Here is a 13,833-nt window from a genome sequence, read left to right as displayed (position 1 = left end):
CGGCGGTGGGACGAGGACGACTATTTCAGCCCTTTTTCGGCATAAAGACCGTCCTTTTTTCACGAATCGCCGGGCGCCTCGTCAGCCGAGGCGCCCGGCCGAGATCGTGCGGATTTCGTTAACGGGTGGCGGACTCGATGTTGCCGCGGTAGGTGGTGATGACCCGGGAGGCCTCGTTGAGCTCTTCCGACATGCGCTGGAACGCCGTCCGGTAGCTCTGCCAGGCGTCGTGGAAGCGCTGCGCGCCGGGGCCGGTCCAGGCGGTGCCGACCTTGGCCGCCTCGCGGTCGAGGGCGGCCATCGTGGTGCGAACCTGGTCCGCCTGCTGGCCGAACTGCGCGGCCATGCCCTGCATCTCCGCGGGGTCGCCGCCGAGCAAGCTGTTACTCATTCAGTCACTCCTCCATCGACAAAGGGGCCGCCCTCACCGTAAAACGCATGTCAATCCTGTGGAGACCTTATGCCGAGTGGCTATATCAGCAGGGCAGGAGAATGTGGCTTTTCTGGTAGTTCACTCCTCTTCCGCCGGGCCTTGCCGGGGCCCCGCCCGGCCGGCGCTCCGTCCGGGAGGCGACCCCGGCCACCCACCCCGGAAATCCCCGCCCGGCGGAGGTCAGGGGTGCCCCTGGGGCCCCCTCCGGCCAGGCGGCGCCTCTACACTCCCAGGCAGGGTTCGCGAGCGCTGAAGGGAAGGGACATCCCTGTGCACAAGGTCCTGATCGCCAATCGTGGCGAAATCGCCGTACGGATCGCCCGGGCCTGCCGGGACGCCGGCCTGGCCAGCGTGGCGGTGTACGCCGACCAGGATCTGGACGCGCTGCACGCGCGGGTGGCCGACGAGGCCCACGCGCTCGGCGGGCAGAGCCCTGCGGAGACATACCTCGACATCGCGAAGATCCTGGCGGTGGCCGGGAAGACCGGCGCGGACGCCGTCCATCCCGGCTACGGCTTCCTGGCCGAGAACGCGGGCTTCGCCCAGGCCGTGATCGACGCCGGCCTCATCTGGATCGGCCCGCCGCCCTCGGCGATCAACGCGCTCGGCGACAAGGTCCAGGCCCGGCACATCGCGCAGCGCGTCGGCGCCCCGCTCGTGGCGGGCACCCCCGACCCGGTGTCCGGCGTGGACGAGGTGGTCGAGTTCGCCGGGCGGCACGGCCTGCCGATCGCCATCAAGGCGGCCTTCGGCGGCGGCGGGCGCGGGCTCAAGGTCGCCCGGACGATGGAGGAGATCCCCGACCTCTACGAGTCGGCCGTACGCGAGGCGGTGACCGCCTTCGGGCGCGGCGAGTGCTTCGTCGAGCGCTACCTCGACCGGCCGCGCCACGTCGAGACCCAGTGCCTGGCCGACCGGCATGGCAACGTGGTCGTCGTCAGCACCCGTGACTGCTCGCTCCAGCGCCGGCACCAGAAGCTCGTGGAGGAGGCCCCGGCGCCGTTCCTCACCGACGAGCAGCGCGACCTCCTCTACTCGTCGTCGAAGGCGATCCTGCGCGAGGCGGGCTACGTCGGCGCCGGCACCTGCGAGTTCCTCGTCGGCCAGGACGGCACGATCTCCTTCCTGGAGGTCAACACCCGGCTCCAGGTCGAGCACCCGGTGACCGAGGAGGTCTCCGGCATCGACCTCGTCCGCGAGATGTTCCGCATCGCCGACGGAGAGCCGCTGGGATACGACGACCCGGTGCTGCGCGGCCACTCGATCGAGTTCCGGATCAACGCGGAGGACCCGGGCCGGGGCTTCCTGCCCGCGCCGGGCACGATCACCTCGATGCGCGTCCCCTCCGGGCCGGGCGTACGCCTAGACGGCGGCTATGAGACCGGGATGAGCGTCCCGCAGGCGTTCGACTCGCTCGTGGCCAAGCTGGTCGTGACCGGGGCCACCCGGCGGCAGGCGCTGGAGCGGGCGCGGCGGGCGCTCGCCGAGTACGAGATCGGCGGCATGCCGACCGTGCTGCCGTTCCACCGGGCCGTGGTGGACGACCCCGCCTTCGCCGGCGAGCCGTTCTCCGTCCACACCCGGTGGATCGAAACCGAGTTCGTCAACGACATCCCGCCGTACGAGGCGACGGCGGAGACCCCCGGCGAGCCCGCCGGCCGTGAGCGGATCACGGTCGAGGTCGGCGGCAAGCGGCTGGAGGTCGTGCTGCCCGCGGGGCTGGGTTCGGCGGGCCCGGGGGCGGACCGGCCCGAGCTCAGGAAGGCGGCGCCCAGGCGGTCCGGCGGGAGCGGCGCCAAGAAGGCCATGGCGAGCGGCGACGCGCTCGTCAGCCCCATGCAGGGCACGATCGTGAAGGTCGTCGTCGCGGACGGGGACACCGTCGAGCCCGGCGACACGGTCATCGTCCTGGAGGCGATGAAGATGGAGCAGCCGCTGACCGCGCACAAGGGCGGCACGGTCACCGGCCTTGCGGCCGCCGTCGGCCAGACGGTCACCGCCGGGACCGCGCTCTGCGAGATCAAGGACGCCTGACCCGTCCCGCGATCACGGTCCGCGGCCGTGCGACGACCCTCGATGACCGTGCGGTGTGGTGCGGCGATGGGGAACGATAGTTTCCTGTGGAGGAACCATCGCGCCCTGCCGTTCGTCCAGTAGGGCGAAGGAGGCTTAAGCCGTGACCATGAAATCACCGCTCGGACGGGCCGGGGCCGCCCTGGCGGCTCTGTTCGCCGGGCTCTTCGTCTCGCTCGCGCTCGCTCCGGCCGCGAACGCGGCGGCTCCGCCGGACCCGGCCACGGTCGTGGCGTCCTGGAAGAACAGCAGTAACCCGCTCTTCGTCCAGCCCGGGTCGCCGCTCTCGCCGGACCAGCAGAGCAAGATCCGCAAGGAGCTGGAGGACTCGAAGGCCAAGATCTACATGGTCGCGCTCCCTGACGGCACCGTGACCACGGCCCAGGTGAGCACGTACATCCCGCAGCTGATGACCGAGCTCGACAAGGCCGGGCGGTCGCGGGCGACCGTGGCCCTGCTGGACGGCATGAGCCTGTTCGCCGGCTCCAACGACCTGCCGAAGAACGCGGCGGGAACGCTGGCACGGCTGTCCACCAGCGCCAACGACGACGTGGTCAGCGGCATGCAGGACTTCGTCAACCGGGTGAACCTGGTGCGCGAAGGTGATGTGAAGGGCGCTCGGGGCACTGGTTCCACCGTCGGTGGTGGCGGCGGCTCGGGCGTGCTCGTCGGCATCCTGGGCGTCGCCGTAGTGGGAGGTGCCGGTTTGTGGATCATCGGACGCCGCAACAAGCGCAAGCGCGAGGAGCGCGAGGCCGCCGAGCTCGCCGCCGTCAAGCAGACGGTCGAGGAGGACGTCACGAAGTTCGGTGAGGAGATCACCGCGCTCGACGTGGACGTCAAGATGCTCCCGCAGAGCGAGACCACGACCGACTGGCAGCGCGCGCTCGACTCCTACGAGCGGGCCAAGACCGAGCTGGACGCCATCAAGCGGCCCGAGGACCTGCGCACGGTGACCTCGACGCTGGAGGACGGCCGCTACGCGCTCGCGTGCGTCAAGGCGCGGGTGAACAACCAGCCGGTGCCGGAGCGGCTCCCGCCGTGCTTCTTCAACCCCCAGCACGGCCCGTCGGTGCGCAACGTCCGCTGGGCGCCCCCCGGCGGCGCGGTGCGCGACGTCCCCGCCTGCGCGGCCGACGCCGAGGCGGTGGAGCGCGGCTTCGACCCGCAGATGCGCGAGGTCGTGGTGAACGGTCAGCGCAGGCCCTACTGGGACGCCGGCCCCGCCTACCAGCCCTACGCCTACGGCTACTACGGCGGCTTCGGCGGCGGCGACCTGCTGACCGGCATGCTGGTGGGCACCATGCTCGGCAACGCGTTCGGCGGCTGGGGCCACGGCGGCTACGGCGCCGGCTACGACTCGGGATACGCCGCGGGCGTCGAGTCCGGCGGCGGCAACGACTGGGGCGGCGGCGACTGGGGCGGCGGCGGTGGCGGCGGCGGCGACTTCGGCGGCGGTGGCGACTGGGGCGGCGGCAGCGACTTCGGCGGAGGGGACTTCGGCGGCGGCGGCGACTGGTAACGCCTGACCCGGCATCGGATACGGCATCGGATACGACCTGAGAAGGGGGCGGACCACCTCGGTCCGCCCCCTTCGTCGTCGGCGACATCCGGGAGGCGAGCGGTGGCGGGTCAGGGGTGCATGAGCAGCAACGGGTCGCAGGTGTCGGTCCCCGTCAGGTGGGGGTTGTTCGGGTCGACCAGGCCCTTCTCGCTGTTGACGATGTAGTAGCCCCCGGCGGGCCGGGGGATCACGATCAGCGTCTGGAGCTGCATGAGCGGCTGCGCCTTGGCGGTCGTCCCTCCGTGCCCCAGAGAGGCGACCAGCATGCTCCTGAGCATGGCGAAGAGATTGTCGTGGTTGAATCCGGGCCAGATGAGCACCCGGTAGGTGTGCGGGATGATCCCGAGCTGCTCGCTGAGGCCCCGGACCGACACGCGCGAGTCCGCCCAGTGCGGCACGTGCCAGGCGGCCAGGTTGTCCTGCGCGACGAGGTCGCTCAGGGACTCCCAGCGCGCCCGTGCCATATGGATGTGCAGCTGGTCGAAATTCCTGATCGCCTTCGAGTTGATTCCCAGCCCCACCGGAGTGGGAACCACGGTGGGAGACTGGGTGGCGTAGTAGTCGGCGGCACTCCAATAGTTCGGCGCACTGTTGCCGCAGATCCAGGAACACTCGATACCGTTGATTCGCTCGGTGGGGACGAGAATGTAGTTGACGTATCCCTTCTTGCTGTTGGTGCCGCCCATCACGACGTAGTCGGCATGGTTCTGCAGGCAGGTGTTGTTACTGTGGCACTTCTGGCTGCGCTGCCAGAGAGAGTCCGAGTCGGTGGTCTTGCCGCACTCCTTGGGGTCGGGCCCCTTGGCCAGGCTCGGCGGAGGCGCGGCCAGGGCGCGCCCGGCACCGGAAAGAAGCCCCGCGCCGGCGAGCAGGCCGGTCCCCGCCAGGCCGGAGAACTGGATGAACCGGCGGCGCGTCAGCTCGCTCGCCTCGCCGCCCGCCCGGTCGCTTTCACGCATGATTGTTACCCCCGATGACCCGCACCTTCGTACGGCCGGATTGATCCCCTTTCGATAGGCCGATAAAAGCCCCCGGGACAGCCTTGGATCACCTCAGGAAAGATCGGGACACTTCCCTCGGACGCCGCGTACGGCGGCCACCCTCAGGAAGGCGATGATTTGCCGCGGCGTTGCGCGGCCGCCGAGCGGACGCCCATTAGAATGACCCGGCGCGACATATTATGCGATATAAGGCGAGTGCGACAAAGGCGATATCGCGCCGATTCTCTCGATATGGACCAGCGCCTCGCCCGAGCCGGAGCGGCCGTGATCGCTCCGGGAGACGACGCCGGCGACGTGCAAGCGAACGTAAAGATCGCGTGGGAGACTCGGGGCGTTCCCCCAGGAGGCCCCCCTTGCGCCGTTTCGCCCCCCGCTTCGTCGCCTTCCAGGCCCTGTCGCTCGCCTTCCAGGCCCTGTCGCTCGCCTTCCTGCCGGCGGCGGTCCTCTCCTCCCCGGCGGCCGCCGCACTCGTTCCGTACGCGGCGGGGGCGGCGGGGGCGGCGGGGGCTCCGTGCGCGCCGGGGAGCGGCGTCAAGCTCCGGGGCAGGGACCTCACCCAGGGCGGCACCCTCCCCGCCGTCCTGCGGTGCGCCGACCTCACCGGCGCGAAGCTCGACGGGGTGGATCTCACCGCCAGGGATCTGACCGGAGCCGTCCTCCGCAAGGCGTCGTTGAAGGAGGCCGACCTCGGCCAGGCGCACCTCGACTACGCCGACCTGCGCGGGGCCGACCTCTCGGACGCGGACCTCGGGCAGCTGCGGGCCAGGAAGGCGGACCTGCGCGGAGCGATCCTCACCGACGCGGACGCCGTCCAGGCCGAGTTCCCGCACGCCGACCTCACGGGCGCCGTCCTCACCCGGGCCGTGCTCACGCAGGCCGACCTGACCGACGCCACGCTCGTGGGCGCGGACCTCAGGCACGCCACACTCGGCCAGATCAAGGCCCGCAAGGCCGACCTCACCCGGGCCAAACTCGGCGAGGCCAAGCTCGGCCAGGCCCATCTGGAGCACGCCGTGCTCAGGAACGCGGACCTGTCGGAGGCGGAGTTCACCCAGGCCGAGCTGGACGGCGCCGACTTCCGGGGCGCCGACGTCGGCAAGGCGTCCTTCATCCAGGCGAGCGACGTGAACCTCACCGGCGCCCACGGCACGCCCGTGAACCTGCCGGGCGATGCCATCGCGCCCGGACGGACCGACGGCGCGGACGGAGAGGGGGACGCCCAGGTAGGTGTGGAGGACGTCGTACGCGGTGACACCGGCGACAATCTCACCGTACAGGCGGGCGGCACGCGGGGCCCGTCACCGGCGCTGATCCTGGTCGTCGTGAGCGGCCTGGGGCTCGTCCTGACCCTGGTCATGTGGGGCGTCGCGCACCGCCGCGGGCAGCGCCTCGCGGCGGAGACGGCGGCGGCCAGGCACGCCGCCGAGGAGGACGTGACCCGCTTCGGCGAGGAGATCGACGCCCTCGACTTCGAGATGAAGATCAACCAGATCAGCGGCCCGTCGCAGGAGTGGCGGGCGGCGCTCGACGCCTACGAGGCGGCCAAGCAGGCGCTCGGCGTCGCCCGCACGCCGTACGAACTGCGAGCGGCGGCCGTGACGGTGGCGCGGGGACGGGAGGCCCTGCGGCAGGTGCGGTCCCGGCTGCCGAACACGGGCGGAAGCCGCTGAGGCGGCCGGACCGCCGGGCCGGTCAGATGCCGGCCGTGAGGGGCGACATGAGGCGGCGGGCCGCCTCGGTGATCGAGCCCGACAGCGACGGGTAGACGGCGAACGTGTGGGCGAGCTGGTCCACGGTCAGGCGGTGCTGCACGGCCACCGACACGGCGAGGATCAGCTCCGAGGCGCGCGGGGCGACCACGACGCCGCCGAGCACGATGCCGGTGTTGGGCCGGCAGAACAACTTGACGAAACCGTCGTTGAAGCCCTGCATCTTGGCCCGGGCGTTGGTGGCGAGGGGCAGCTTGACGACGTTCGCCTCGATCTCGCCTGACTCGATCTGCCGCTGCGAGATCCCCACCGCGGCGATCTCGGGGTCGGTGAAGATGTTGGCGGCGACGGTGGCCAGGCGGATCGGCTGCACGGCCTCGCCGAGCGCGTGCCAGACCGCGATCCTGCCCTGCATGGCGGCGACCGAGGCGAGCATCAGGACGCCCGTGCAGTCGCCCGCGGCGTACACGCCCGGGGCGGAGGTCCTGGAGACCTTGTCGACCTCGATGAAGCCGCCCCGGTCGAGCCGCACGCCGTTGTCCTCCAGCCCGAGGCCGGAGGTGTTGGGCACCATGCCGACGGTCATCAGGCAGTGGGTGCCCTCGGCCGTGCGGCCGTCCTCCAGCGTGACGACGACCCCGTGCTCGGTGCGCTTGACCGAGGAGGCCCGCGAGCGGCCCATGACGTTCATGCCGCGCCGCCGGTAGACCTCTTCGAGCACCTCGGCCGCGTCGGCGTCCTCGTTGGGCATCATCCGGTCGCGGGAGGAGACCAGCGTGACCTCCGACCCCAGCGACTGGTACGCGCCGGCGAACTCCGCGCCGGTGACGCCGGAGCCGACCACGATCAGGTGCCCCGGTAGCTCCTCCAGGTCGTACAGCTGCCGCCAGCTGAGGATGCGCTCGCCGTCCGGCTCGGCCCCGGGCAGCACGCGCGGGTGGGCGCCGGTGGCCACGATGACCACGTCGGCCCGGATCGTACGGTCGCCCGCGCGCACCACCTGGGGATCGACCAGCCGGCCGCGGGCGCGGATGACCTCGACACCCTCGGCGGCCAGCCGGGCGGCGATGTCGCCGGACTGCGCCAGCGCGAGTTCCTTGACGCGCTTGTTCACGTCGATCATGTCCACGGCGACGCCGCCCGCGTCACCGTCGAGGCCACCGTCGAAGCGCACCCCCACGGACGCCGCGTCGAGAAGCGCCTGCTTGCGGACGGAGGTGGCGATCAGGGTCTTGGACGGCACGCAGTCGGTGAGAACGCACGCCCCGCCGGGCCCCTCCTCCTCCACGACGGTGACCCGCGCCCCCAGTTGCGCGGCGACCAGGGCCGCCTCGTATCCGCCGGGGCCGCCACCGATGATCACGATCCTTGTCACATGCTCCATTGTCCCGCATCCTGGCTACGTATTCCCGGCGAGGGCCGCGTAACGGGTCAACTACTCGTATTTCCCTCGCACAGCCCCATGTTTCTCTCGCCCCGCCCTATGCGCGCGCTACCCGTCAAACTTTGGCGATCTTGGATTAGGCTTGGGTGCCGTGCCTGTTTACGCGGCCTACGGCAGCAACATGGACCCCAAGCAGATGGCGGAGTGGGCGCCCCACTCGCCCATGCGAGGAACGGGGTGGCTCCCGGGCTGGCGGCTCACCTTCGGCGGCGAGGACGTCAGCTGGGAGGGCGCTCTCGCCACGATAGTCGAGGACGCCGACGACCAGGTATTCGTCGTTCTTTACGACGTCCCGGAGTGGGACGAGCCGTCCCTCGACCGGTGGACGGGCACCGACCTCGGCCTCTACCGCAAGGTGCGGCTCCGCGTCGCGACCCTGGAGGGCGACGTGCTCGCCTGGTCGCACGTGCTCGACTCCTATGAGGGCGGCCTGCCCTCGGCCCGCTACATCGGCATCCTCGCCGACGCCGCGGAGAAGGCGGGGGCTCCCGACGACTACGTCAAGGGGCTGCGCAACCGCCCCTGCAAGTCGCTCGGCGACTGATTCCGCCCCCGCGACGCCCCCAGCGACGATCTGAGCGACAAAACGGGCAGGTGGAGCCGCCGGACTTCGTCATGCCCTTCTGTACGCTCAGCAAAGTGACCCCTTATGACCTGGCGGCCGAGGCCGCGACCACGTTGAGGAACCTCACCGGCATCCCTTCCTTCGACGTCGCCCTCGTCATGGGCTCGGGATGGGTGCCGGCCGCGGACGCGATCGGCGAGACGGTCGCCGAACTATCGGTGACGAAGCTGCCCGGGTTCTCCCCGCCCGCGGTCGCCGGGCACGCGGGCACGGTGCGCGCGGTGCGGACGGCGGCCGGGCTCAACGGGCTGATCTTCCTGGGGCGTACGCACCTGTACGAGGGCCGCGGCGTCGACCCGGTGGTGCACGGCGTCCGTACGGCCGTCGCGGCCGGGGTGCGCACGGTCGTGCTGACCAACGCGGCGGGCGGGCTGCGCCCGGAGACGCAGAAGGTCGGCGACCCCGTGCTCATCGGCGACCACATCAACCTGACCGGGAGCAACCCGCTCGTCGGCGCGACGTTCGTCGACCTGACCGAGGTCTACTCCAGGCGACTGCGCGACCTCGCCCGCGAGGTGGACCCCTCACTGGGCGAGGGCGTGTACGTGGCCTTCCGCGGCCCGACGTACGAGACGCCCGCGGAGATCCGCATGCTGCGCACGCTCGGCGGCGACCTGGTGGGCATGTCGACCGTGCTGGAGGCGATCGCCGCCCGGGAGGCCGGGGCCGAGGTGCTCGGCATCTCCCTGGTCACCAACCCCGGCGCGGGACTGGCGGACGAGCCGCTCAACCACGAGGAGGTCCTGGAGGTCGGCCGCGCCACCGCCGCCCGGATGGGTGTCCTGCTCGCCCAGGTCGTCGACAAGTTGTAGGGAGCACCCGTGACCGATCTCGTACGGCTCGCCCGCGAATGGCGTGACCAGGACCCCGACCCCGACACGCGGGCGGAACTCGACGCGATCCTGGACCGGCAGGACCTCGACGCGCTGGAGGACCGCTTCGGCGCCAAGCTGGAGTTCGGCACGGCGGGCCTGCGCGGCGCGCTGGGAGCCGGGCCGAACCGGATGAACCGGGTGACCGTGATGCGGGCCGCCGCCGGGCTGGCCCGCGTGCTCGGACCGGGACGCCACGTGGTGATCGGCTACGACGGGCGGCACAAGTCCGACGTGTTCGCCGCCGACACGGCCCGCGTGCTGACGGGGGCCGGGCTGCGCGCGTCGGTCATGGGCGGGAAGTGGCCGACGCCGGTGCTGGCGTTCGCCGTGCGCCACCTCGGCGCGGACGCGGGCGTCATGGTCACCGCCTCGCACAACCCTCCCCAGGACAACGGCTACAAGGTCTACTGGGGCGACGGCGCGCAGATTGTCCCGCCGATCGACGAGGAGATCTCGGCCGCCATCGACGCGGTCGGCCCGGTGGACGCCCTCCCGCTGGGCGACGACTGGACGACCCTCGGCCACGACGACATCGTCACGCCGTACCTGCGGGCGCTGACAGCGCTGCCGCTGGGCGACGCCCGCGCGATCTCGGTCGCGTACACGCCGCTGCACGGCGTGGGCGGCGCGACCGTGTCCGAGGCGTTCCGCGCGGCAGGCTTCGAGGTGCCGGTCATGGTCGGGCGGCAGGCCATGCCCGACCCGAACTTTCCGACTGTCACGTTCCCGAACCCGGAGGAGCCGGGCGCGATGGACCTCGCGCTCGAACTCGCCGCCGCCACCCGCGCCGACCTCGTGCTGGCCAACGACCCGGACGCCGACCGATGCGCGGTCGGCACGCCGCTGCCCGGCGGCGGCTACCGCATGCTGACCGGCGACGAGGTGGGCGGGCTGCTCGCCGAGCACGTGCTGCGGCACACCTCGGGCGGCGACCGGCTGGTCGCCACGTCGATCGTCTCGTCGTCGCTGCTCGCGAAGATCGCCGCCGCCCACGGGGTGCGCCACGCCGAGACGCTGACCGGCTTCAAGTGGATCATGAAGTCGGGGCCGGGGCTCGTCTTCGGATACGAGGAGGCGCTGGGATACAGCGTCGGCTCGGACGCGGGCCTGCCGGTTCACGACAAGGACGGTGTCGGGGCCGCCCTCACCATCGCCGCGATGGCCGCCGCGGCCAGGCGGGAGGGCCGGTCGCTGCTCGACCTGCTCGACGACCAGGCCCGCCGGTACGGCCTGCACGCGACCACCCAGTTGTCGGTCCGGGTCGAGGACCTGTCACTGATCGCGAAGGCGATGGAGCGCCTGCGGGCCAACCCGCCGGCGCGGCTGGCGGGCCGGATGGTGGAGTCGGCCGAGGACCTGTCGCAGGGGGCGGCCGGGCTGCCGCCGACCGACGGCCTGCGTTATCGCCTCTCCGGCGACGCCCGGGTCATCGTGCGGCCCAGCGGCACCGAGCCCAAGCTCAAGTGCTATCTGGAGGTCGTCGTTCCGGTCGGGGACGACGATGTCACGGCGGCCAGGGCGCGGGCCGCGGCGGACCTGGAGTCCCTGAAGCAGGACCTCGCCACCGCCCTCGCCCTCTGAGCTATGAGCCGAGTTATGAGCCCGCCCACCTCTATACACGGGATCGGGTGGTGCGGGGGTTGCGGTAGGTGAAGGCCCAGCGGTCGTCTCCTATCGTGTGGCGGGTGTAGCGGGTGGGGTGGCGGTAGCGGTCGCGGTTGTGGAACTGGCAGGCCGGTCCGAGCAGCTTGAGGTCGGTCAGCCCTCCGCTGCTCCAGTCGTCGCAATGATCGATCTGGCACATGGTGGCGGGTAGGGGGCAGCCGTCGACCCAGCAGGTGGCGTACCGGGCGAAGACCGCCCGCCGCTGCGCGGGTGTGGCCAACCTGACCTTGCGGCCCATGTCCAGGACCTGCCCGGCGGCGTCCATGACGATCCTCACCAGGCTGCTGGTGCGGGCCAGCCGATGCACGCTGACAACGGGCAGCAGCTGCCCGGTCGCCAGGATCAGCCCCGGCAACCCCCGCAACCACACCCCCGGCGGCACATTGCCGCCCGCTCCCGGCGGACTACTCCCCGGCGGAGCATCGGCTCCCGCCCCCGGCCAGGCGTCACCTCCCAGCCAGGCGCCATCGCCAGGCCAAGCGTCGCCTCCCGGCCAGGCGCTCCCGCTCGGCCGGGCACCGCCGCCGTGGTCCACACCCGGCGGAGCGTCGGCTCCCGCCCCCGCCCAGGCCTCACCTCCCGGCCAGGGCGTATCTCCCGGCCGGGTGTCGCCTCCCTGCGCTGGGGGTCTTGCCATGTCGGGCACGTAGGGATCGTCGGACCCGGCAGCGGTGGCGGCAGGGCTGCTGGGAGCGGCGCACTCTCCGTCAGAAGCGGGAGCCTCCGTGGCGGGATTGTCGCCGGCGAAGCCGGTGGCCCGGTGCTCATCGCCGCCCATCGGCGCATCGTTCCCGAACCGCTCACCATCACATTTCGCCGTGTCGCTCTCGCGGTGCGCGCTCTCACCCACCGGCCCATCTTCGGCGCGGGGTTCGCCGCCGGGAGCGGCCGGGGAGTGGAAAGTGTCCAAGTGCTCGCCATGAGTGACGGGCGTGTCGCTGGCGAAGTGCTCGCTGCCGGGATCGCTCGCGGCGGTGTCCGGGTTGTTGGGGCGATCACTGTCGCCTGAGGGGACCGTGCCGGACGGCTGGTCGGCTGTGGTGCCGACCCCTGCGAGGTCGACGTCTGTGGTGGGGTCGTCCGTGGTGGGGTCGTCCCCGGGGCCGGCGCCTGGGGGATCGTCGGGAAGGGACTCGGCGTTGACCAGCACCAGAAGCTCAGTCGCGATCTTGTTCTCCAAGAACGCGATCAACGCATCCGCGTTCCGCACACTCAACGGCCGGTCATCACCTTCGGCCTTCGGCTTGGCGTACACATCGAGCATGTGCTGCAACCGCGCGGCCGCCTCCACCGGCAGGTAGAACTCCCCCTCCACACCGCCGCCCCTCCGCCGGCGCACCCGGAAGAACCGGCGATCGAAATCCGCCTGCTCATCCTTCTCATGCCCGTCGGGATCCAGCACCGCCCGCAGATACCGCCCCGCCTTCGCCACCTCCGCCGCACCCGCCGAGTTCGCCAACTCCAGCAAAATCCGCTCGGCCGTCGCCGCCTGGTCGTCGGTCAGCCCCGCGGTGGCCGTGCAGATCGCCTCCACGACCCCCTCAGGCAGACCACCCTCCGCGAACAGGCGACGCACCTCAGCAAGACGGTGCACTTCCATGCTCATCGTCAACAGGCGCCCCGCCCCCGCAGGCGTCATCCCCCCAGCGGACCGCAACCACAACTTCGTGGACGCATGCCCATGGCTCTTCGCCTCCCCCGCCCGATGGACACGACCCACCCGGGCCGACAACGCCGAAGTGATCCGATCACGGACCGCAAGCAACTCCTCCGCCTCGGCCAGACACACACCCGCGTCCTCAGGCACCGGCACCAACGCCACCACCCGAGCCGCCTCGACAACCGCCGCCACCGCCACCCACGACGACGACCCCGCATCACAGGCACCGCCAGAAGCACCACTGGAAGCACCATTAGACACGCCACCTGGCGGACCATCAGGCGCGCCGCCGGGCGCGCCGCCGACGTCCCGATCATCCCGATCCCGGCCGGCTTCGTGGTCGCGGCTCGCATCGTTCCGGCCAGCGCCCGTGGCACCGTCAGACGCACCATCGGGAACCTCGTCGGGAATATCACTGAAGGCATGTCTTGGAGTGCCGCTGGCGACGCCTCCAGCGCTGTCGGTAGAAACACTGTCAGGAGAAACGCCGGCAATAGAGACACCATTCGCGGTCCCATCACCGGTGTATCCAGCACCGGGCGCATGGCCGCGACGAGTGTCGAATGCACGGGCAGAGTCAGGCGATTCTGCTGATTCGTCGAACCGGCTCGCCCGCTCTCGCGCGTCGGGATCGACGATCGGCACGTATTCACGGGCAAGCGTACCCTCGGGAGACCAAAGGGGCGAGCGGGAGATAAGCCGCTGCCACCAGTCGTCATCGTCGTTCGAATGAGGGATGCGCTCAGGATCAATGTCGAACAGATCCACCACACCTCCACCTCGA

Annotated in this window: 10 protein-coding genes; 6 read left to right on the top strand and 4 right to left on the bottom strand. The window is 71.2% G+C overall.

The genetic code is table 11. The annotated features are described in order from the left end of the window. Nucleotides 1-118: 118 nt before the first annotated feature. Nucleotides 119-391, bottom strand: a complete 273-nt coding sequence (locus OG344_RS14840; protein WP_327043850.1) for a WXG100 family type VII secretion target — start codon at nucleotides 389-391, stop codon at nucleotides 119-121. A 312-nt stretch (nucleotides 392-703) separates the two neighbouring features. On the opposite strand from OG344_RS14840, the gene OG344_RS14835 reads away from it, so the two are divergent. Together OG344_RS14835 and OG344_RS14830 are read left to right on the top strand one after the other, a co-directional pair. Further along, nucleotides 704-2,467: an acetyl/propionyl/methylcrotonyl-CoA carboxylase subunit alpha gene (locus OG344_RS14835; protein ID WP_405088710.1), complete on the top strand. Its 1,764-nt coding sequence runs from the start codon at nucleotides 704-706 to the stop codon at nucleotides 2,465-2,467. Between the two features lie 148 nt (nucleotides 2,468-2,615). Then, complete coding sequence (locus OG344_RS14830; RefSeq protein WP_405089095.1) at nucleotides 2,616-4,028, top strand: hypothetical protein; 1,413 nt, start codon at nucleotides 2,616-2,618, stop codon at nucleotides 4,026-4,028. A 110-nt stretch (nucleotides 4,029-4,138) separates the two neighbouring features. Here the strand turns inward: OG344_RS14830 and OG344_RS14825 are convergent, their stop codons facing one another. After that, a complete protein-coding gene (locus OG344_RS14825; RefSeq protein WP_405088709.1) occupies nucleotides 4,139-5,029 on the bottom strand; it encodes a CDP-diacylglycerol diphosphatase in 891 nt (296 codons plus the stop codon). Nucleotides 5,030-5,424: 395 nt separating this feature from the next. On the opposite strand from OG344_RS14825, the gene OG344_RS14820 reads away from it, so the two are divergent. Continuing rightward, nucleotides 5,425-6,741, top strand: coding sequence for a pentapeptide repeat-containing protein (locus OG344_RS14820; protein ID WP_405088708.1), 1,317 nt, complete (start codon nucleotides 5,425-5,427; stop codon nucleotides 6,739-6,741). 22 nt (nucleotides 6,742-6,763) lie between these two features. Here the strand turns inward: OG344_RS14820 and OG344_RS14815 are convergent, their stop codons facing one another. After that, complete coding sequence (locus tag OG344_RS14815; RefSeq protein WP_327043846.1) at nucleotides 6,764-8,155, bottom strand: NAD(P)H-quinone dehydrogenase; 1,392 nt, start codon at nucleotides 8,153-8,155, stop codon at nucleotides 6,764-6,766. 160 nt (nucleotides 8,156-8,315) lie between these two features. Between OG344_RS14815 and OG344_RS14810 the strand changes: the two genes are divergently transcribed. The 3 genes from OG344_RS14810 (at nucleotide 8,316) to OG344_RS14800 (ending at nucleotide 11,305) form a co-directional block, all read left to right on the top strand. Continuing rightward, nucleotides 8,316-8,768, top strand: coding sequence for a gamma-glutamylcyclotransferase (locus OG344_RS14810; protein ID WP_327043845.1), 453 nt, complete (start codon nucleotides 8,316-8,318; stop codon nucleotides 8,766-8,768). A gap of 95 nt (nucleotides 8,769-8,863) precedes the next feature. Further along, nucleotides 8,864-9,661, top strand: a complete 798-nt coding sequence (locus OG344_RS14805) for a purine-nucleoside phosphorylase (RefSeq protein ID WP_405088707.1) — start codon at nucleotides 8,864-8,866, stop codon at nucleotides 9,659-9,661. 9 nt (nucleotides 9,662-9,670) lie between these two features. Next, the gene (locus OG344_RS14800; RefSeq protein WP_405088706.1) at nucleotides 9,671-11,305 is read left to right on the top strand and encodes a phospho-sugar mutase; all 1,635 of its coding nucleotides are present in this window, start codon (nucleotides 9,671-9,673) and stop codon (nucleotides 11,303-11,305) included. 31 nt (nucleotides 11,306-11,336) lie between these two features. Here OG344_RS14800 and OG344_RS14795 read toward each other — a convergent pair whose 3' ends face one another. Then, the gene (locus OG344_RS14795) at nucleotides 11,337-13,178 is read right to left on the bottom strand and encodes a DUF222 domain-containing protein (RefSeq protein ID WP_405089094.1); all 1,842 of its coding nucleotides are present in this window, start codon (nucleotides 13,176-13,178) and stop codon (nucleotides 11,337-11,339) included. Nucleotides 13,179-13,833: the final 655 nt, after the last annotated feature.

This window comes from Microbispora sp. NBC_01389 (assembly GCF_045040095.1).
In the GTDB taxonomy this organism is placed as follows: Bacteria; Actinomycetota; Actinomycetes; order Streptosporangiales; family Streptosporangiaceae; genus Microbispora.
Note: the sequence above shows the minus strand (reverse complement) of the source record. Positions and strands in the feature narration are given on the sequence as shown.